Source organism: Fimbriimonadaceae bacterium (assembly GCA_023957775.1).
Taxonomy (GTDB): Bacteria; Armatimonadota; Fimbriimonadia; order Fimbriimonadales; family Fimbriimonadaceae; genus JAMLGR01.
In genome coordinates this window covers 1-18,100 of sequence record JAMLGR010000004.1, presented here as the reverse complement: position 1 = coordinate 18,100, position 18,100 = coordinate 1, and the positions used below count along the sequence as shown (strand labels likewise).

Annotated in this window: 15 protein-coding genes; 7 read left to right on the top strand and 8 right to left on the bottom strand. The window is 66.6% G+C overall.

The features are described from left to right. The first annotated feature begins 28 nt into the window (after positions 1-28). Positions 29-1,285, top strand: coding sequence for a hypothetical protein (locus tag M9921_04355; protein ID MCO5296068.1), 1,257 nt, complete (start codon positions 29-31; stop codon positions 1,283-1,285). Between the two features lie 6 nt (positions 1,286-1,291). Here M9921_04355 and M9921_04350 read toward each other — a convergent pair whose 3' ends face one another. Then, the gene (locus M9921_04350; GenBank protein ID MCO5296067.1) at positions 1,292-1,879 is read right to left on the bottom strand and encodes a hypothetical protein; all 588 of its coding nucleotides are present in this window, start codon (positions 1,877-1,879) and stop codon (positions 1,292-1,294) included. Then, the gene (locus M9921_04345; GenBank protein MCO5296066.1) at positions 1,872-2,258 is read right to left on the bottom strand and encodes a hypothetical protein; all 387 of its coding nucleotides are present in this window, start codon (positions 2,256-2,258) and stop codon (positions 1,872-1,874) included. Before M9921_04345 ends, M9921_04350 begins: the two co-directional genes overlap by 8 nt. A gap of 42 nt (positions 2,259-2,300) precedes the next feature. Between M9921_04345 and M9921_04340 the strand changes: the two genes are divergently transcribed. From M9921_04340 to dapF, 4 genes are all read left to right on the top strand, one after another. Further along, on the top strand, positions 2,301-3,212 hold the full coding sequence (locus M9921_04340; GenBank protein ID MCO5296065.1) for a carbohydrate kinase family protein: 912 nt from the start codon (positions 2,301-2,303) through the stop codon (positions 3,210-3,212). 152 nt (positions 3,213-3,364) lie between these two features. Continuing rightward, the gene (locus M9921_04335; GenBank protein MCO5296064.1) at positions 3,365-3,790 is read left to right on the top strand and encodes an acyl-CoA thioesterase; all 426 of its coding nucleotides are present in this window, start codon (positions 3,365-3,367) and stop codon (positions 3,788-3,790) included. A gap of 57 nt (positions 3,791-3,847) precedes the next feature. Next, entirely contained in the window at positions 3,848-5,800 is a 1,953-nt protein-coding gene (locus tag M9921_04330) for a hypothetical protein (protein MCO5296063.1), read from the top strand. Further along, complete coding sequence (gene dapF / locus M9921_04325) at positions 5,797-6,636, top strand: diaminopimelate epimerase (protein MCO5296062.1); 840 nt, start codon at positions 5,797-5,799, stop codon at positions 6,634-6,636. The genes M9921_04330 and dapF overlap by 4 nt, the downstream gene beginning before the upstream one ends. A 33-nt stretch (positions 6,637-6,669) precedes the next feature. On the opposite strand, the gene M9921_04320 is transcribed toward dapF, so the two are convergent. From M9921_04320 to M9921_04300, 5 genes are all read right to left on the bottom strand, one after another. After that, complete coding sequence (locus M9921_04320) at positions 6,670-7,206, bottom strand: hypothetical protein (GenBank protein ID MCO5296061.1); 537 nt, start codon at positions 7,204-7,206, stop codon at positions 6,670-6,672. 98 nt (positions 7,207-7,304) lie between these two features. Beyond that, positions 7,305-9,755: a polyribonucleotide nucleotidyltransferase gene (locus tag M9921_04315; GenBank protein ID MCO5296060.1), complete on the bottom strand. Its 2,451-nt coding sequence runs from the start codon at positions 9,753-9,755 to the stop codon at positions 7,305-7,307. A 12-nt stretch (positions 9,756-9,767) separates the two neighbouring features. Continuing rightward, positions 9,768-10,049: a 30S ribosomal protein S15 gene (rpsO, locus tag M9921_04310; GenBank protein ID MCO5296059.1), complete on the bottom strand. Its 282-nt coding sequence runs from the start codon at positions 10,047-10,049 to the stop codon at positions 9,768-9,770. A gap of 155 nt (positions 10,050-10,204) precedes the next feature. Next, a complete protein-coding gene (locus M9921_04305) occupies positions 10,205-10,711 on the bottom strand; it encodes an ATP-binding protein (GenBank protein MCO5296058.1) in 507 nt (168 codons plus the stop codon). Positions 10,712-10,721: 10 nt separating this feature from the next. After that, a complete protein-coding gene (locus M9921_04300; GenBank protein ID MCO5296057.1) occupies positions 10,722-12,101 on the bottom strand; it encodes an FAD-binding oxidoreductase in 1,380 nt (459 codons plus the stop codon). A 120-nt stretch (positions 12,102-12,221) separates the two neighbouring features. On the opposite strand from M9921_04300, the gene M9921_04295 reads away from it, so the two are divergent. Together M9921_04295 and M9921_04290 are read left to right on the top strand one after the other, a co-directional pair. Then, positions 12,222-12,743: a GNAT family N-acetyltransferase gene (locus M9921_04295; GenBank protein MCO5296056.1), complete on the top strand. Its 522-nt coding sequence runs from the start codon at positions 12,222-12,224 to the stop codon at positions 12,741-12,743. A 4-nt stretch (positions 12,744-12,747) separates the two neighbouring features. Then, positions 12,748-13,092, top strand: coding sequence for a hypothetical protein (locus tag M9921_04290; protein MCO5296055.1), 345 nt, complete (start codon positions 12,748-12,750; stop codon positions 13,090-13,092). A 317-nt stretch (positions 13,093-13,409) separates the two neighbouring features. Here M9921_04290 and M9921_04285 read toward each other — a convergent pair whose 3' ends face one another. Further along, complete coding sequence (locus M9921_04285) at positions 13,410-17,882, bottom strand: hypothetical protein (protein MCO5296054.1); 4,473 nt, start codon at positions 17,880-17,882, stop codon at positions 13,410-13,412. Positions 17,883-18,100 lie beyond the last annotated feature (218 nt).

Here is an 18,100-nt window from a genome sequence, read left to right as displayed (position 1 = left end):
GGCTGTGCCACCATAGGACGTAGCCTCCATGTTCCTGCTCTACAACTTCCTGCTCACGGTTCTCTCCCCCCTTTGGGTGCCGTGGATGCTGGTGCGAAGCGCACGCCGTGCGGAGAAGCCAAACTGGGCCGAAAGGCAGGGCGACCTGCCCCTCAAGCCGGACAAAGGGGCCAAGAGGATCTGGATCCACGCCGTTTCCGTCGGCGAAGTCGTTGCGTGCCTCCCGATCTTGCGCGAGGTCCGGCGCCTCCTTCCCTCGCACGAAATCGTCTTGAGCGTCACCACGAGCAGCGGGCACCAGACCGCTCGCGAGCAGGCCAAGGAGTGGGTCGACCACCTCGTCTACTTCCCCATCGACGTTCCCCGCTTTCAACTCGCCGCCATGTCGCGCGTCCGGCCGCAGGTCGTCGCCATCATGGAAACCGAACTGTGGATGAACTTCCTCTGGGCCGCCAAGGAGTTCGACGCCGCGACGATCCTCATGAACGGGCGCATCAGCGACCGGAGCTACCCGCGCTCCAAGCGGTTCCGTTGGTTCTACGCGAGCCTGTTGAAGTACGTGGACCAGTGCCTGATGCAAACCGAGCAGGACGTGGAGCGGATTCTCTCGCTGGGAGCCCGAACCGCCCACCGGCTGGGCAATGCCAAGTTCGACCAGGCCCTCGACGCGCTCGATGTGGACCGGGAGGCCTGGCGGCGGGAGTTGGATCTTCCCGAGGATCGGCCGGTGGTCGTGATCGGCTCGACGCGGGGCGAAGAGGAGGAGGCCTTCGTGCTGGAGGCGATCCAGAAACTGGGCGAATCCCGCGTCGCGGTCGTGCACGCGCCGCGGCATCTCGAGCGCGTCCCCGAACTCGCCGAAGCCGTGCGCGCGCGCTTCGGCAAGGTCGCGTTGCGTTCGAAGGGAGAGGGCGGCTGCTACGTGGTGCTGGACACGTACGGCGAGTTGGCGAAGGTGTACGCCGTGGCGGACATCGTGGTGATCGGCGGGGGATTCGCCAACCACGGGGGGCAGAACCTGCTCCAGCCGCTCGCCCTGGGCAAGCCGGTCCTGCACGGCCCCCACATGCAGAACTTCGCCGAGGTGGCCGCGGCGGCAAAGGCAGCAGGCGCGACACGCGTCTGCGAAACGCCCGGCGAACTTGCGAACGCGATCCGAGAGCTGATCGAAGCCCCCGCCTGCCGCCGGAAGATCGGCCAAGCCGCCGCGAACTTCATCGCCGAGAATGCGGGCGCGAGCCTTCGCTACGCGGAGGCGATCGCCGCGGCCGCAACCGAACGATAGCCGAAGCTACATGCTCATCTTGACGAGCAGGTCGTAGGCGAGGGGATCGAGCAATACCTGGCCGACATAGAATCGCACCTTCGCCGTCTCGGTCAGCTCTTCCGGCTTCACCGAAGGATCGAACAGCTTGAGGTCCAGCGAGTTCGCGGCGGCTTTGAGCTGGCCGGCGTTCAGGGTTTTGTTGAGGACGTCCAGGACGGTGGTCACGTTCTCGGAGGCGGCAGCCTGCCGCTTGAGCGAAAACGCCATCAGGAGCCGGTTCATCTCCACCAAGAGCGCTTGTCCGGGAAGCTGCCCCTTGTCGGTGGCGTTCTTGATGGCGGTGTCGAGGCGTTCCTCGAATTTGCGCATCGTCTCGAACTCCTCGTTCTGCAGATCGCGCACGTTGGCACGGGCCTTCTCGATCGGTGGGAGGATCTGCTTGAGCTGTTCCTTGGTCATCACCAGCGGGAGGATCTGGTTCGCCAGCTCCATCTGGCGCATCTTCTTGAGAATCTCATCGCTCCGCTTGGCCCGCTCTTCTTGACTGACCGGTTGAGCCGCCACCGACGCCGCGGCGACAAGCGCCATCACCAACATCAACACTCTAACCATCGCGTTTCCTCGCATCTTCCAACTCCTGACGCTTGATGGACGCCGAACGCGCCTCCTCCGTTACGGACTCCTGGGCCAACACCACGACCGTTGCGCCGGCCACGGTCTGCAGGTGGACAAACACCAGGCCCAACACCGTCACGGCGGCCCAGGCCCACGGAGTCATTCCAGCTTTGCCGAATCCGCCCGCCGAGTCGATCCACAGCATCCCCGACAAGAGCATAGCGGCCCCGCCGAACAACATGCCGGCCGCCTTGAGGGCCCGGACGGTCCGCGTCCCTTGGCTGACCCGCTCCCGAATCGTGGTGGATCGGCGCCACAGCAACATCCCATAGGCGACCCACAGCACGAACGCCGCGCCCGCCTGTATCCCGATCACGGCTCATCGTACCCGTGCCCCCGTCGCCGGTAAGCTCCCGCCGTGATCCTCGTCTTTGGCACGATCTGTCTCGATCGCGTCCGGCTCGTCCCGCGATTGCCGGAGGTGGGAGGTTACGTGGAAATCGAGACCCAGCAGACGATGCTTGGAGGCGAGGCGGCGAACACCGCCGTGCACCTGCGAACCTGGGGGCGCGACGTTCGGCTCTACGGCAATCCGCTCGGCGAAGGCCCCTTCGCCGAACACCTGGCCCGACTCTTGGCGCAGCAGGGCTTCGACGCCGATCACCTCCGGCCCGGCGGCGGGGCCACCCCCGAGACCGACGTCTACGTCACGCCCGACGGCGAGCGCACGATGTTTGGCCTCGGCTTCTCGACGATGCAGGCCTCGGTCGATCCCGCCCATCTCCCGTTCGAGAGGGGGGCTTGGTTCTCGGCGGACCCGAACATCGATCTCCCAGCCCGCGCGGCCGCGCGCGAAGCGGCCAAAGCGGGCATGCGCCTTTACCTCATGGACTTCAACCACCCCGACGATCCCCTTCCCGAGGGCTCTTGGTGGCAAAGCAGCACCGATTGGGTGGGCCGCCGCTCGGACGACGACGCCAACGCACGGTGGCTGGAAGGCTGGATCGCCCGGCACCACTGCTTCGGGGTCCTGACCGATGGTCCCCGCAAGCTTTGGTGCGGCGGTCCCGGCCATCCGGTTCGGTCCTATCCCACCTTCACCGCGCGCACCGTGGTCGACTCCACGGGTGCAGGCGACGCGTTCCGCGCCGGGATGCTGAACGGCCTGGAGCAGGGTTGGGACGTGCCCGACTGCCTCCGCTTCGCGTCCGCCGCGGGATCGCTCGCCTGCCGTTCGCTGGGCGCCACGTCGGACATTCCGTCGGAAGCCGAAGTCCACGCGCTGGTGGCATCGATGCCCGATGTGGCTGCGGCGTTCGAGGGGTGGTAAGCAGAGCTGCACGCAATGAACGCAAAGACCGCAAGGGGTATCCCCCACAAACCGCAAACCACAAACCGCAAACCGCAAACCACAAACCGCAAACCGCAAACCGCCAACCACAAACCGCAAACCGCAAACCGCAAACCAGGTACCACTTCCCGATGCACGAACCCACCCTCGAACGCATCCGCGTGCGCTACGCGGAGACCGACCAAATGGGACACGCCTACTACGCGAACTACTTCGCCTGGTTCGAGCAGGCGCGCGGTGCGTGGTGCCGCGACCGGGGATTCACCTACAAGAGCCTTGAGGAGCGCGGATTGAAGCTGCCGGTCGTCGAGGCGCATGCCAGGTACCGGGGCGAGGTGCGCTACGACGATACGATCACCATCGAGGTCCGCCTCACCGAAATCAAGCGGGCGGCCTTGCGGTTCGATTACGTGGTCCGCAACGAGGCGGACGGCCAGGTCACGACCGAGGGACACACGTGGCACGTACTCATGGGCGAAGCGCGAAAGGCCATGTCCATTCCCGACGACGTTCGGTCCATGCTCCTTCGGAACCCAAACGATTTCGATCGACTTTGAGACCTTGCCGAAACGAACCGGGGCCGAACCCCCTGGCGTAGAATGGCAAGTACGCCCATGCCCTGCGCGACACAAAGCCTTGAACAGGCGCTGGAAGAACTGCAGAAGGTCGCGCCGGACGCGCCCTTCCTCGCCTTGGGACAAACCGTCCTTTGGGACGAGCCGATGAAAGGAGGCATTGCCCTCGCCTCGGCTCGCTTGGGCTACAAGCGCAAACTGGTCGCGGGCGTCCACGACACCGATTACTTCGCCAAGATTCCGAGCGGCGAGCGAAAGCCCGGGCGCTTTGCCACGCTGCCCCACAACGACACCACGACCAAGGAGCTGTGGAGCGCCGCCGCGGAGTTCTCCGCGCTGTTCGGGTCCGAAACGGTGGTCACCCGCGAGGCGCTGATCGCCGCGGGCCTCAAGCTGGGCAAAGTGTTGCGCGAGCGTCCGCACCTGCTCGACGAGGCGACCGAGGCCTGGGGTTGGCGCGGCGTCGTCTCTCTGGACGAACACCCGCCGATCACCGCCGAAGTGCCCCTGCGGGGTTTGCTCCCCGAACTCGAAGCGGCGTTCGCCTGGGCTCTCGACCGATCGGTGGCGTGCCTCTCCGGCGATAGCCGGGCCGACGGGCTTCGGATCGCGAACGATCTGCGCGACCGCTTCTGTGCCGCCGCGGAAGGGCCCGATTCCAGCCTCGCGGGCTTCTACCGCCGGCTCTTGCCAGAGCTGTACGCCGTCTGCGCGGGCCAGGAGATCCCGCTGGAAGTGACGGCCACCACCGAGCTGCTCCGCTTCAACACCGACACGTGCCGCCTTCCCAGGTTCGATCTGCTTCGCCGATTCATCGAACCGGACTCGCGCGCCACCGCCTGCCAAGCCTACAACGAGGCGATCGCGAGCAGCGAGATGTACGACCTTTCGCGCTTCGGCACCGGCGCGATTCCCTTCGACCTCGTGATTCCCGGCCTCGGACGCGGGACGTTGCGCATCGCTCCCCGGGCCATCGTCGTGATGACGCGCGAGCCGCAGTTCATCACGCTTTCGAGCCCCGTCGAAACGGTTGACCACCTCGCCGAGGCGGTCGAGCGCAAGTTCGGGAAGCACTGCACGCTGGTCGGAAAGGCCGTGACGTTGATCGGAATGCTGGCCAGCGAGTTCACGTTCGTGTTCCACGAGGGCGCCAGCAGCTATGTCTCGCACAGCCGCGAACTGCACCAGAAGCTCGCGGCCGCCGATCTGGGCATCGACGTCCACCCGATTCTGCGCGTCCGATACCGGGCATGGGACAACCTTCGCACGTGCTGCACGTGGCTCAAACTGCCCGAGCCTCTGCAGGGTCCCTTTGGTGCGGAAGAGGTTTGCGCCCCCACCTTTGCGACGCGTTGGCGGGAAGTTGCGCAAGAGCAAGAGTCCGTGCTCCACAGACTCGGCGAGCTGAGCCGCCCGATCGACCTCATCCGCCATCTCGACCACACGGTGGGGGGGTTCTGGAACCAGCTCGCCGCGGAGTACGAGCAGCTCCACACCCTGCTCGAGGGTTTGAAATCCGAGATCGAATCACTGCGCCAGGAGCGATTCGAGCTGGTTCGAACCCTACGGGAGCTGAAGGGGAAACGCGTTGCCGCGGAGCGGGCGAAGGGTGCGCACTGGCGCCAGCGCGTCTTCGAAAAGAGCCCCACCGAGGAGGACCTGCAAGAGCGGGAGCGGCTCGGAGCGGAGGTGGAGCACTTGATCCACACAATCGCCGCCACCGAGAACGCCATCCACCGCCTCCGGCGCCAGCAAGCCGACGTCGTGTCCCGCCCCGACGTCCTGGCAGCGCACGCGCGCCGGCGCGAGATCGAGGCCGAGGCCGAGCTCAAGCGCGTCCACCTCATCCGCCAGGCCGTCATCGCGTCGCGGGGTCTGCACAAGGCGGGCCTCCGCCCCAGCGCGTGGTGGTTCCCCTTGCTGTGCCCCGACGGGCTTTGGTTCCGCGCGACCGTCGACGACGCGGAGTGCTATCTGGAGCCTCTCGTTTGAGCGAGATTCCGTTCTGGAAGGTCGAATCGGTCGGCAACGATTTCGTGCTGGTGGATTTGGCCGCACTGGACGCGCTTGGGATTGGGGAGGATCGCCTGCCTGCGATCACCCGCGCCGTTTCTCCCCGCCGCTTCGGCATCGGCAGCGACGGGCTGTTGGCGCTGGACACGCGCCCTCGACCGCTGAGGATGCGCATGTTCAATCCGGATGGCAGCGAAGATTTCTGCGGCAACGGGCTGCGCTGCGCGGCGCGGTTTGCCACCACCCGCGCGGGGGTGGAGCCGTCGTTCTCGATCCACCATCTCGGACGCGAGGTTCCGGTGCAAGTCTCTCCCGACGGGATGATCCAAACGGGCATCGGGACAGCCTCGTTCGACCCCGCTCTCGTTCCGCTGATCGGGGGCGAGCTGTTCGAGGGTCCACTCGAATCCGCGGGCGAGACCTTGATCGTGAGCGCTCTCAGCACCGGCAGCACCCATACCATCCTCTTTGTCGACTCCCTGCCCGACGACGAGACGTTCGAGCGCCTCGGGCCAGCCATCGAGAACCACCCTCGGTTTCCCGAGCGCACCAGCGCGATCTGGGCGGTGCCGGACGGCCGCGACACCCTGCGCATCCGCATCTGGGAACGCGGAGCGGGCGAGACTCAGGGCTGCGGCACCGGCAGCAGCGCGGCCGCTGCGGCGTGGCTGCGCCGCGAAGGACGCGGGGGGACGGTCACGGTGCACAACCCCGGCGGCACCTTGCGTGTGGCCATGGACGCGTGGGACGCGCCGATCCGGGTAGAGGGCCGGGCGCGGGTGTTGTTCGAGGGGACGTTTGTCGTTGATCGTTGACCGTTTGTCGTGGTTTGTGGTTTGTGGTTTCGTTCAGCCGCGCGGGAGCCGCAACTTTTCGATGATCCATCGCGGTGCGAAGACAAAGGCGGACCCGACCGCTACCCTGAGCACGGGTTCGATCGCACCCAAGTACGTTGGGTTCGTCGGAAGCGAGAAGGCCCCCCGTTCATCAGGCTGAACGAACGCTTTGACGACCAACCATTCGACAAGACCCATCCCGCCGATTGCGAGTTGGAGCGCCCCGAGAGCGGTGAGGGCCAGAACGAGGAGCAACTCGGGCCCCACACCGGAGACGATTGGAAGGTCAAGCTCTCGAGGAACGACCAGTTCTGCGATTCGATCGGCCTTGATCAAGAAGGCGACTCCCAACATGATAACCGTCCCCGCCAACGCAAGGAAGATGAGAGAGGACCCCATCTCGAAGGAGTTGGATTCCATCCCCTGCCGAGTCAGTCGCCAAGCGTACAGGACCTGCTGGATTATTGCGCCGAGGTAGGCAACCTGGTAGATCAGGAAGAACACCGCCATCAACTTGAACCCCAGGGATGCGAGGTCGCGATTGGTCATGGTCCCTGTGTTCTACCCACGACAAACGACAATCGATCATCGACAAACGAGAAAACGCCGCCCCGGACATGGCCGGGGCGGCGTTTCTACTCGCGATCCTAGCGTCGGGGGCGGAAGCGGGCGTTGACGTTCTCGTCGTCGCCGCTCCGGTTCTTCTTGGGGAACTCGTCGGGGACGGAAGGCGCTTCGACGGCCGCCTCGCGCGGCGCCTCGCGGCGCGGTTCGTCCCGAGGAGCCTCGTCGCGCGGGCCGTCGTCCCGGCGCGGGCCGCGGTCGCGGTCCCGATCCCCTCGGTAGCCGCCGCGGTCGCCGCCGCGTCCGCCGCGGTCCCGATCCCGACCCCCGCGATCGCCGCCACGGCCACGGTCGCGGTCCCCACCGCGTCCGCCGCGTCCACCGCCGCCGCCGCCCGATCCGGGAGGAGGAGGCGTGGCGTTCTCGTTGTCCGCGAGCGACGGAAGGTCCTGGGGCAGGCCGAGCGCCGTGAGGTTCACGCGACCCATGTGGTCGATCTCGTGGACCTTGACGTTCAGCACGTCGCCCACGCTCACCACATCGTCCGGCCGGCGGATGTTGTTCGGCGAGAGGTGCTCGATGGGCACCATGCCCTCGCGGCCTCCCACGTACTCCACCATGGCGCCGCGACCCATCAGTCGGGTCACCGGACCTCGGAACTCGGTGCCGATCGCCACCTCTTCGGTGAGCGCCTTGATCATCGCGATGGCGTCCTGCACCATCTGCGTGCCATTGCCACCCACGAGCACGCGGCCATCCTGCTGGATGTCCACGGACGCGCCGGTGGTTCCGGTGATCTTCTTGATCGTCGCACCTCCCGGCCCGATGACCGCGCCGATCTTCTCGGGGTTGATGTTGATCGTCGTGACCTGGGGCGCGGACGCCGCGACACTCTCACGCGGCGCGGCGATCTCGGCTTCGATGACGTCGAGGATCTGGAAGCGCGCGGTCTTCGCCTGCTTCAGCGCGTCGGCCAGGACCTTGTCGGGAATGCCGTCCAGCTTCGTGTCGAGCTGGAGCGCCGTGATCCCGTCGCGCGTGCCGGCGACCTTGAAGTCCATGTCGCCGCAGAAGTCCTCCATGCCCTGGATGTCGGTAAGCACCTTGAAGGTTTTGCCGTCCGACATGAGGCCCATCGCGATGCCCGCGACCGGCGCCTTGATCTGGATGCCCGCATCGAGCAGCGCGAGCGTGCTGCCGCACACCGACGCCATCGACGTAGAGCCGTTCGACTCCAGGCACTCGCTGATCAGAAGCAGCGTGTAGGGGAACTCGGGGTCGTCGAGCGGGATCATCGGGCGCAACGCGCGCTCGGCGAGCGCGCCGTGGCCCACTTCGCGGCGGCCGGGGCCGCGCATCATCCGCACTTCGCCGACCGAGTAGGGCGGGAAGTTGTAGAAGTGCATGTAGCGCCGCGGCTCCTCGTCCTCGAGGCCGTCGATCGTCTGCGCCTCGTTCGGAAGACCGAGCGTCGCGACGGTCATGACCTGGGTCTGGCCTCGCGTGAACAAGCCGGAGCCGTGCACTCGGGGCAGAAGACCCGCGCACGCCTCGAGCGGGCGGATTTCGTCGAGCTTCCGTCCGTCGGGCCGCTGGTCCTTCTCGAGGATCAGCTTGCGGACGAGGCCCTTGACGACCTTGTCCACCGCTTCGGGGAGCTGCGCCACTAGCTCGGGCTGGTCCTCCATCTTCGCGGCGTACTGCTTCACGAGATCGCGCTGCATGTCGCTAAGGGCGGACTCGCGCGTGGCCTTGTCCTTCTGGATCAGGGCCTTCTCGATCTCCTTGCCGGACTCCTTCTCGATCTTCTTGACGAGCGCCTCGTCGAGCTTGGCGATCGCCACCTCGCGCTTGGGCTTGCCGGCCTTCTTGGCGAACGCTTCGAACTCCTTGACGATGACCTTGATCGCGTCATGGGCGAACTTCAAGGCCTTGGCCATATCCTCTTCGGTGACCTCTTTCGCTCCGGCTTCCACCATCGCGATCGCGTCCTTGTGGCCCGCGACCACGAGGTCGAGGTCCGACTCGTTGATCTCGGGGATCGACGGGAAGAGAACGAACTTGCCCTCGAGGCGGCCCACCCGGACGCCGGCGATGATTCGATCGGCGGGCACGTCGGAAACGGCCAGCGCCGCGCCAGCCGCGCAGATCGCCAGCACGTCGGGCGGCGACTCCTGCTCGACCGCGAACGGCATGCAGATGACCTGGATGTCGTTGCGCAGCCCCTTGGGGAACTGAGGGCGGATCGGGCGGTCGATCAGGCGGCTGGTGAGCACGGCCTTCTCGGAAGGACGGCCGCCGCGCTTGATGAATCCGCCGGGGATCTTCCCAACGGCGTACTTGCGCTCCTCGTAGTCGCACACGAGGGGAAGGAAATCGATGCCCTCTCGGGCCTTTTCGGACATGGTGGCCGTGCCGAGGACGATCGTTTCGCCCATGCCGAGGAGCACGGCGCCGCCAGCCTGCTTGGCTACGCGGCCGGTCTCGAGGAAGAGGGTCTTGCCCCCCACCTCGAAGCTGTGGTTGTGAATCATGGAAACCTCCGGTTACCGGGGCTTCACTTCTCGGATACCAAGGCGCTGAATGAGTTCGCGGTATCGGACGACGTCCTTGGCGCGAAGATATCCTTCCAGCCGGCGACGCTTGCCGACGAGAATCTGGAGACCTCGACGTGAGTGGAAGTCCTTCTTGTTCCTGCGGAGATGGTCGGTGATCTGTGCGATGCGCGATTGCATCACAGCAATCTGCACTTCGGCAGATCCGGTGTCCCCTTCCTTGGTCGCGTATTCGGCGATTACGGATTGTTTGAGCGTCTTGTCCAGCGGCATAGCTTTCGAGTCGTGTTGCCTCTTCAGATTGAGGCCGGTGCTGTCGGCCGCTCTACGCAACCTCCCGTAGGAGTCTCCGTACAACGGCTAACGACACCCGTGAAGGCCTCGATTGGGAAGTGTACCTGGCTTGGGCGCCGAAAGCAAGAGCCCGATCAGCCAAGCGCCCGAATCCGCTCCACCGTCCGCTCCACGGTGTCCTCCGTGGTGTCGATGACTTCCCATCCCCCGGCGTCCATTTCGGCGAAGGCGCGGTGGATGTTCGGGATATGGGGATCAAGCACCGCGGTGTCGAAGTCCTTTACCACGCGGGCGAGATTGCGTCCTCGCGTAGCCTCGAGGCTCGGAAGGAGCATGACGCGCCGCAACGGCTCGCCGAACTCGGTCCGAGCGAGCCACGCCTCGAGGCGCGGGGGCATCGTGCAGTGGTCCAGCACGACGGCGAACCCGGCTCGCCGGTACCGCCGCGCGATCTCCGCCGCGGCATCCTCGGCCAACTCGTACTGGCGCGTGGTCTCGTCGCTCCACCCCAACGGGTGGGCCATCCCCCCCGCCACCCACTCCCGCAAGTCGTCGATCGGGATGTGCATCCCAAAGGGAAAGGTCCCCGCCAACGCCCGCGAGACCGTGCTCTTTCCGGCGCCGGGAGGACCCGTGATCAACCAAAGGCCGCTAATCCGCCACCCCCACTCCCGCGTGGGCGAACACCCCATTCGGATCGTGAGCCCGTTTGACCGCGCACAGGCGGTCGTAGTCGGGAGCGTCGAACACCTCTCGAATGTGCGCGGCGGACACCTCGCCCTCGCCCAGGAAGTTGAGCGGTCCGCGCGACAGGATCCAAGGCTGGAGGGCCGCCAAACCGGACTCGGCGTGCTCGGCCATCAGACGCGGGTGCTCCGGCGCCATCGGCACCCCGAGATAGTAGACGAGGTATCGGGCGTCGCGCCGGCCGCCCAGAGGGCTCGCCTCGCGCTCCACACGAGCCATCGCGCCCCCGATGTGGCGCAACTGGATCATCAGGTTGGGGGACTTCGAAGGTTCGCCGACGGCGGCCAGAAACGCTGCCAGGGCCTCGCGGTCGAGCTCCTTCAACATCGCGCCGCGGCCCCCGGCGGGAAGCGGATCGACCGGATCGTTGTAGATCGAACCGAACTCGAGCGAAGGCATCCAGCGGAAACTGTCGAACTCCGCTCCCTCCATCTCCCGCATCGGCTTGAGAAGCGCTTCGCCCTGTGCGGCGTCCGAAGCGGCGCAGGCCTGCAGCATCAGCATCGAGCGCCCATGCAGGAACTCCGGCACGAACGGAACGGGAGGGAACGTGATCATCGTGACCGCGGACGAGACCGTCTCCGGGAGGTCGCGCGTCCAATCCAGCCAAGCGCCGTACACCTGCTCGGCTCGAGACGCATCGAACATCACGTTGCCGCCGAACGCGAACGCGTGAGGCACCAGCCCCATCGTGATCTGCGTCACGACGCCGTAGGCGCCGCCACCGCCGAGCATCGCCCAAAACAGGTCGGAGTTCTCCTCCCGGTTCGCCGTCGCCAAACGGCCGTCGGGAAGCACCACGCGCATCGAACGCACGTGATCGGCGGTGAGCCCGTACGTACGGACCATAAGCCCGAACCCGCCGCCCAAGGTGTAGCCGACCACCCCGACCCCCGGCGAGGACCCGTTGAGCGGGGCAAGACCGTGCGGATGCGCCGCCTCGATCACCTTGCCCCACTGGACTCCCCCGCCGATCGTCGCCGTGGAAGCCGCAGGATCGATCGTCACCGAGTCGAGCTGGGAGACGTCGAGCAGGAGCCCGCCATGCGCCCGGCGGGGCTGTCCGTGCCCGGTGGCCTTGACGGTCACCTTGAGCCCCTCCCGATGGGCGTAAGCGACCGCCGCCTGCACGTCGCTCTCGTCCCGTGCGACCGCGATCAGGTCGGGCGTGTGGACGATCGCGACATTCCATCCGGTGCGCAGCGCGTCGTAGCGGTCGCTGGCCGGCGTGTGGATCTCGCCAGAAAAGCCGTCGAGTTTAGGAAGGGATTCGTTGGTGTTCATGGTTGCATTCCCCTTGTGATGGGTCTTGTGAAATTATGAAGGCCGGCCACCGCTGGACCTAGGACTCGGCGATGCCGGGAGGGTCTTGCGATCCGCCCGCGATTGGGACACACTGCGGATGTGGCGACACGCATCCTGATCCGTCCCCAACACTCCGAAGAGGCGCCGCGACTCAACGAAACGATCGGGCAGGCGGCCTGGCTGTCGGCGTTCCGCCACCTGCTGCCGGTCGAAGCGATGGAGTCGCACTTCGCGGGACACCTCGACGTCACATGCGACTACTGGACGCAGCGCGGCGAACGGCTCGACCGCTTCGTCGCGGAGTTGGACGGCGAAGCGGTCGGCTTCATCGGCCTCGGTACCTACGCGGGCGGCGAAGGCGAGGTGCGCTCGCTCTACGTCTCCCCATCGAGGCAAGGGCAGGGAGTCGGCCAGGCGTTGTGGGAACACGCGATCGCAATCTTCCGCAAGCGAGGCATCTCTGCCGTCAACGTCTGGACGCTTGCGGGCGCGAACTCGTGCCGCTTCTACGAGGCCATGGGGTGCGAGCCGATCGGCACGGGAACCCTGTTTCTGGGACCCCACTCGGCAACGTGCGTGCACTACCGCCTCGAACTCCCCTCGACGGAAGCGGCACAATAGCCCGATGGACGCGCCCGAGGGATTGACCGCCGGCACCCTCGTGGTGGACCGCACCTCCGACCGCGACATCGGGATGCGCGACCTGTATGTGCGCGTCGACGAGCTGGAGGAGATCACGCTGCTGTACGGAGAAGGCGTCCAAGTCCGCCTGCTTCCCGGTTCGCATCAGATCAAGGTCACGAACCGGCTGTACACGCGGCGCGCCGAATTCGAGCTGCTGGAGGGCGAACATGTTCGGTTCGAAGTGGCCAACGTTCCCGGCAGCATCCTCTTCGCACCGCTCCTGATCATGGGAGGAACGGGTGTGTACAAAGTCGCGATCCAACGCACCGATCCCCAGCGCCGGTGAAATTGGTGTCACGCCTGCTGGACAGGCGTGCTGAAGAGACTGGTTGCAGGGCTCCTGGTGTTCATCGGGTGCCACGCCTGCTGGACAGGCGTGCTGAAGAGACTGGTTGCAGGGCTCCTGGTGCTCATCGGGTGCCACGCCTGCTGGACAGGCGTGCTGAGCCGAAAACGTAGGTCTCACGCCCGCCAAGCGGGCGTGGCACCCGACGAGCACCCGACGAGCACCCTTCCGCGGTGCTCCGGGTCCACCCCTTTTGAACCCGGGGTCTCGCTGCGCTCGACCCCGGGCAACCGTCTTCAGCACCCCCCTAGGGGGGCTTAGCGGCCGATCGGGACCGTTGCTTGGGCCTGGTTGTTGCGCGCGTTCCGATCTCCGACGTACTGCGACGTGGCGCTGAAGATCAGCGAACTGCACGCCGGCACCACGATCGTGAACCGCTGCACGCTCGACTTTCCGGCGGGCACGTCGAACGGAGCCGGGACCGGCAACCTCAAGGCGGTTCCAGTGTTCGTCCGCACGGCGAGCGCCAGACGGACCCCCTTGGCGTCGGCTTCGCTCGAGTTGGTCACCGTCACGGTGAAGTTGATGCGATCGCCGACCTTGGGGCTCCGGGCGAGAACCGAGAGTTGGACCCCCAAGTCCACGCTGGGGGGGAGCTGGATGGGGAGCCTCCCAGGTGCAAACGCGATCGACTGGGACGCTCCATTGTTCCTTGCGTTCGCATCCCCGCCCACCGCGGCGGAGACGGACACCTTCACCCTGGACACGCCGGGCGCAAGGACGCGGAACGTCCAGTTGTAGGTCTGGCCGGCGCCGATGTCCACCGTGGCCGGCGGGGGCCCCGCGATGGGTTTGCCGTCGGCCTCGTTCACCAGCAGCGCCGTGAGCCGCGCTCCCTTGGCGGCCCCGCGGCCGAGGTTCTGCACGCGCACCGTCACTGTCACGGGATCGCCGACCTTCGGGCTGCCTGGACTGAAGGAGATCGCAGGAGCCAGATCGGGCGGCAAAAGCACCGGCGTGCGAATGCCGATGCGTCCCCCGGCGACGTCCAACACCTGCGTCGAGAAGGTGCGGGTCAACCCCACCGCGGCCACGGCCCGAAGCGTGTGGCGCCCGGACGCAGCGGTCCACTGCGGGAACCCTTCCACCTTTGCGGTACCACCGCCTGGAATGGACCGGATGGTCTGTTCGCCGATCTTGGCCGCATCCACGAAGAACTCGACTTTGACGCCGGCGACCGCTTCGCGGCCGGTGTTCCGCACCGACACGGCGAACCGCACCTTGTCCCCGCTCTTGGGGGCCGTGGGATTGGCGACGATCTCGGCAAGACTCAACGCAGGGCGCGGAAGCGTCGTCCGTGTGGGAAGGGTGCGGACCGGGACCGTCAGGGGCGGGCGCGTGATGCGCAAGGTGCCGACCATGACCGCCTTCGTTGCCTCCTGCTTTTGCGAACCCAACGTCGCCACCACACGGATCGAGTGGCTGCCCGCCTTGGCTTCCCACGTGTCGAACCCTCGCGCGACACCGGAGGCTCCCGGCGCGAGACTCAACGTCTTCGTGCCCAAACTCGTCTGGTCGGCGAACGCCTCGACCTGGATTCCCTGAGCCGGGGCGCCGCCCACGTTGCGCACGTTGACGCTGATGTCCGCCTCGGCGCCGGGCGCCAGGACCGGTGGGGCGAAGTGGATGTCCAGGGGCGTGACGGCGATGCGCGCGGGAACGGCCGCCCGCATGCCGGTGCTGGGAGGCACGATCCGAACAGGGGTTCGGATCAGCGACGGGCGCGCCAGCGCCTCGCGAACCTCGAACGGCCGCGCAGCCTCGACGCGCGTCCCGCCCGCCGTAACCACGACGCGGGCGACGTGCCGACCGGCGACGGCGGCCCACGATTTGAACCCGCCTGCGCTTGCGGGGCGACCCGCCAGGACGTCGACCGTCACCTTCCCGAGCGACGCGTTGTCGAGGAACGCCTCGACGGTCGCGTCGCGGGCCGGCGCGGTTCCCAAGTTCTGAACGTTGACCGACACCTGCATCGGCGTCCCCCCGGCCACGGGGAACGGCGTGAGCCGGATGTCGTCGGGCCCCACCTGGAGCTTCAGTCCTGTAGGGAGCGCTACACGCACGCTTGGCCGGCCGATCGAAGCGCCGATGGCTGGAGCCAGTGGCGCGACCATTCGCGTCGAAGGGGGGCCGGCCGAGCGTTGCCCCGGCCTCACGAACGACTCGATCTTCTCCTCTTCCTCCACGAGGACCGGTCCGGAGATCGTGGCGCGGAGCACCTTGCGCGTGGTGCCCAGGCACTGCATGCGCAGTTCGACCGTGTACGTGCCCTTACTGGGCGGGGTCCACTCGGAGAACAGGATGGTGCGCCGCTGGCCGGGAAGCAACGTGCCGATCTGCTTCGCCGCAACCTGTTTGCCGTTGACGTAGCACGCGGCGCTGAGGCTCTCGATCGGCTTGAAGAACTTGTTCGTCACCGGAACGTTGAGCGGCAGCGCCTTCTTCGCGAGGAACCGCAAGCGCCCCGCCGAGCGGGTCGGGTTCTGCTCGCCGGGCGAGAGTTCCAGGGGCGGATCCTTCAGGACGCCCAAAATCACGCCCGATCCGATCTGGATCGTCCCGATCTCGGGGAATCCGGGCGAGACCTGCTTCTTGAGGGCCTGCAGCAAACCGGGGTTGATCGCGCCCGCCTGGATGCCCTCCAAGGCCCAACCGCCGCCTTGGCCGCCTCCGCCGCCTTGGCCCCCGCCACCGCCGCCTTGGTTGGGCGCCGCGGCGACCGGGATCGTGGGCATCGCCTGTTCGTTGTCGGCGGGGTTGAGTTCGTTGTCGCAGTACAGGAGGATCTTCGCTCCCGTCACGTTGCCCTCTTCGTAGGGATCCCATTCGATCGTTGCGTAACCGACGCCACCCGGCGTGACCGTCGTCGGAGTGGATTGACCCAGCCCGTAACCCTGCGAATCCACGAGGTAGGCCGTGGCGTTGTAGGCGTCGGTCGAACCCGCGTTGAACATCGATACGCTGATCGACGACGTCGCACCGACCGCTGCTCCCACGGGCGGATTGACGGTGCCCTCGATCTTCAGATCGGCACCTCCGTAGCCCGTTCCGCCGCCACCGCCGGTTCCGCCGCCGCCACCGGTCGTTCCGCCCGTGTCGTAGCCGTAGCCGGACGTATCGGTATAGCCGCCGTAGCCGCCGTAGCCCCCGTAGCCCGCGTCGCCCGTGCCAGAAATCCCTTGGGCCACGCCGAGGATCTTATCCTTCACCTTCTGCACGTAGGCGCCGACGATGTCGTTCAGGGCCTGCTGCAGCGTGTTCTTGAGGTCGTTGACGATCGAGTTGCCGGTGCTGCCGAGTCCCCCGCCTCCTCCGGCATCGCCTCCCTGGGCCTGGCCGTAGTACTGGTCCATCTGCGCCTGGGCAAGTTGGTCCGCCGTCTCGGTCGCACCCGTCGTCACCGCCGCTTCGGCGATGGCCGTCTGCGCCTCGGTCAGGGCTTCGAACGCCTGCTTGGGTTCGAGCTGGCCCCCGTCGGGAGCGACCCCCACGAGTCCGTACCCGCCCTCAACCTTCTTCTCCCACCACTGCAGCTCGGGCGAGCCTTTGGAGGGATCCGTCCACATCTGGGCGACCTCTCCCGCCTTGGAGGCCCAATCCCATCCCGCCATATCGGTGAGCGTCGTCTCTGAGGGAGGGGCCAGATTCGAAGATCCCGTGTCGAGGGCCGTGTTCCACAGCACCCCGATGAACGGGCAATCGACGCCTTCGCCCGCGCGGTAGTCGGCTAGGTTGCCGAGGGCGAGCGCGTAATACCGCGCCTGGTCTCCTTCCGGCACGAACGCGGACGAGTAGCCCGTAGCGAGCACGAGCATCTTGCCCTGAAGATCCGCGCTCATCGCGCGCACAAAGTCCGGGAGTCGTTCGACGGCCTCGGGCGTCACCGAACCTGGGAACCACTCGACCGAGACGAGCCCGACCTCCGGCACGCCGGCGTAGGAACCCGTGTACTCCACCAGGCGCGCATAGGCCTGCTGGTAGGCGTCGTCGGTCAGTTGCGCGCCCACGATCGCTCCCACCTTCACGAGTTCGGCGTCGAACGACGCGGGGACGATCATCGGCGTGGGTGCGACCTGCATACCTTCAAAAGCCGCGCTTTCCGCCGCTCGTATGGACGCCGCGGCGGTCTTGATTTCGCCGATGGAGACTTCGTCCGCGACGCCATGCATCGCCGGATGGTTCAACGGCTTTTCAAGCTGGAACGCCAGAATCTGGGCGTAGGCGTCGAGCTGGGATTCGTCGGCTCCCTTGAAGCGGGCGGCCACCGCGCCGACGAACTTCGACGACTGGGCGGCGAAGTCGATGAGGAGCGGCTCGCCCTCGTTCGAGCCGATCAGCACCGGGACGAGGCGCACCCCTGTCTGCTTGGCCCAGAGGCAAAGGTTGGCCAGCCGCGCGCTCTCCGTCCCGTCGGGGTCGCGCACATCGAGTTCGAACCGCAAGGTATTGAAGCCGCACGAGTGAAGGTAGGTGTCCCACAGACTCTGCAACCCGTCGCCGACGCCGAAATTGGGCAGCGTGCTCGGGAACGCCGAGCCGTCGACTTGGCTGGTGTCGATGTCCACCGCGACTCCGAATACGGGCAAGAGCCCCGTTTGGGCGACCGCCGAGGCGGGTGCAGCCAACCCCTGGCTCGGGTCCTGGGAAGCCTCGCGGGCAGCCAGCCAACCGGCTCCGGCGACGCTCGCCACGAGTGCGAGCACGATTCCTTTCACCACGGGACGCTTCATCGTAAGGACACCTCCACACCAGGTCCAACGCACCTGCAAGTCTTACTAGGATTCTACAAGGAAAGAGGCGCTGGGCCAAAGGCGGGGGTGGGTTTCACGCAGAGGCGCAGAGGCGCGGGGGGTGTTTCACGCAAGGAACGCAAAGGGCGCAAGGGGGGAGTTTCACGCAAGGAACGCAAAGGGCGCAAGGGGGGGCTCACGCAGAGGCGCGGGGGGGG

Coding starts and splice junctions, on each gene's coding strand:
- M9921_04355 (MCO5296068.1), top strand. CDS start 29: ATGTTCCTGCTCTACAACTTCCTGCTCACGGTTCTCTCCCCCCTTTGG.
- M9921_04350 (MCO5296067.1), bottom strand. CDS start 1,879: ATGGTTAGAGTGTTGATGTTGGTGATGGCGCTTGTCGCCGCGGCGTCG.
- M9921_04335 (MCO5296064.1), top strand. CDS start 3,365: ATGCACGAACCCACCCTCGAACGCATCCGCGTGCGCTACGCGGAGACC.
- M9921_04330 (MCO5296063.1), top strand. CDS start 3,848: ATGCCCTGCGCGACACAAAGCCTTGAACAGGCGCTGGAAGAACTGCAG.
- M9921_04320 (MCO5296061.1), bottom strand. CDS start 7,206: ATGACCAATCGCGACCTCGCATCCCTGGGGTTCAAGTTGATGGCGGTG.
- M9921_04315 (MCO5296060.1), bottom strand. CDS start 9,755: ATGATTCACAACCACAGCTTCGAGGTGGGGGGCAAGACCCTCTTCCTC.
- rpsO (MCO5296059.1), bottom strand. CDS start 10,049: ATGCCGCTGGACAAGACGCTCAAACAATCCGTAATCGCCGAATACGCG.
- M9921_04300 (MCO5296057.1), bottom strand. CDS start 12,101: ATGAACACCAACGAATCCCTTCCTAAACTCGACGGCTTTTCTGGCGAG.
- M9921_04290 (MCO5296055.1), top strand. CDS start 12,748: ATGGACGCGCCCGAGGGATTGACCGCCGGCACCCTCGTGGTGGACCGC.
- M9921_04285 (MCO5296054.1), bottom strand. CDS start 17,882: ATGAAGCGTCCCGTGGTGAAAGGAATCGTGCTCGCACTCGTGGCGAGC.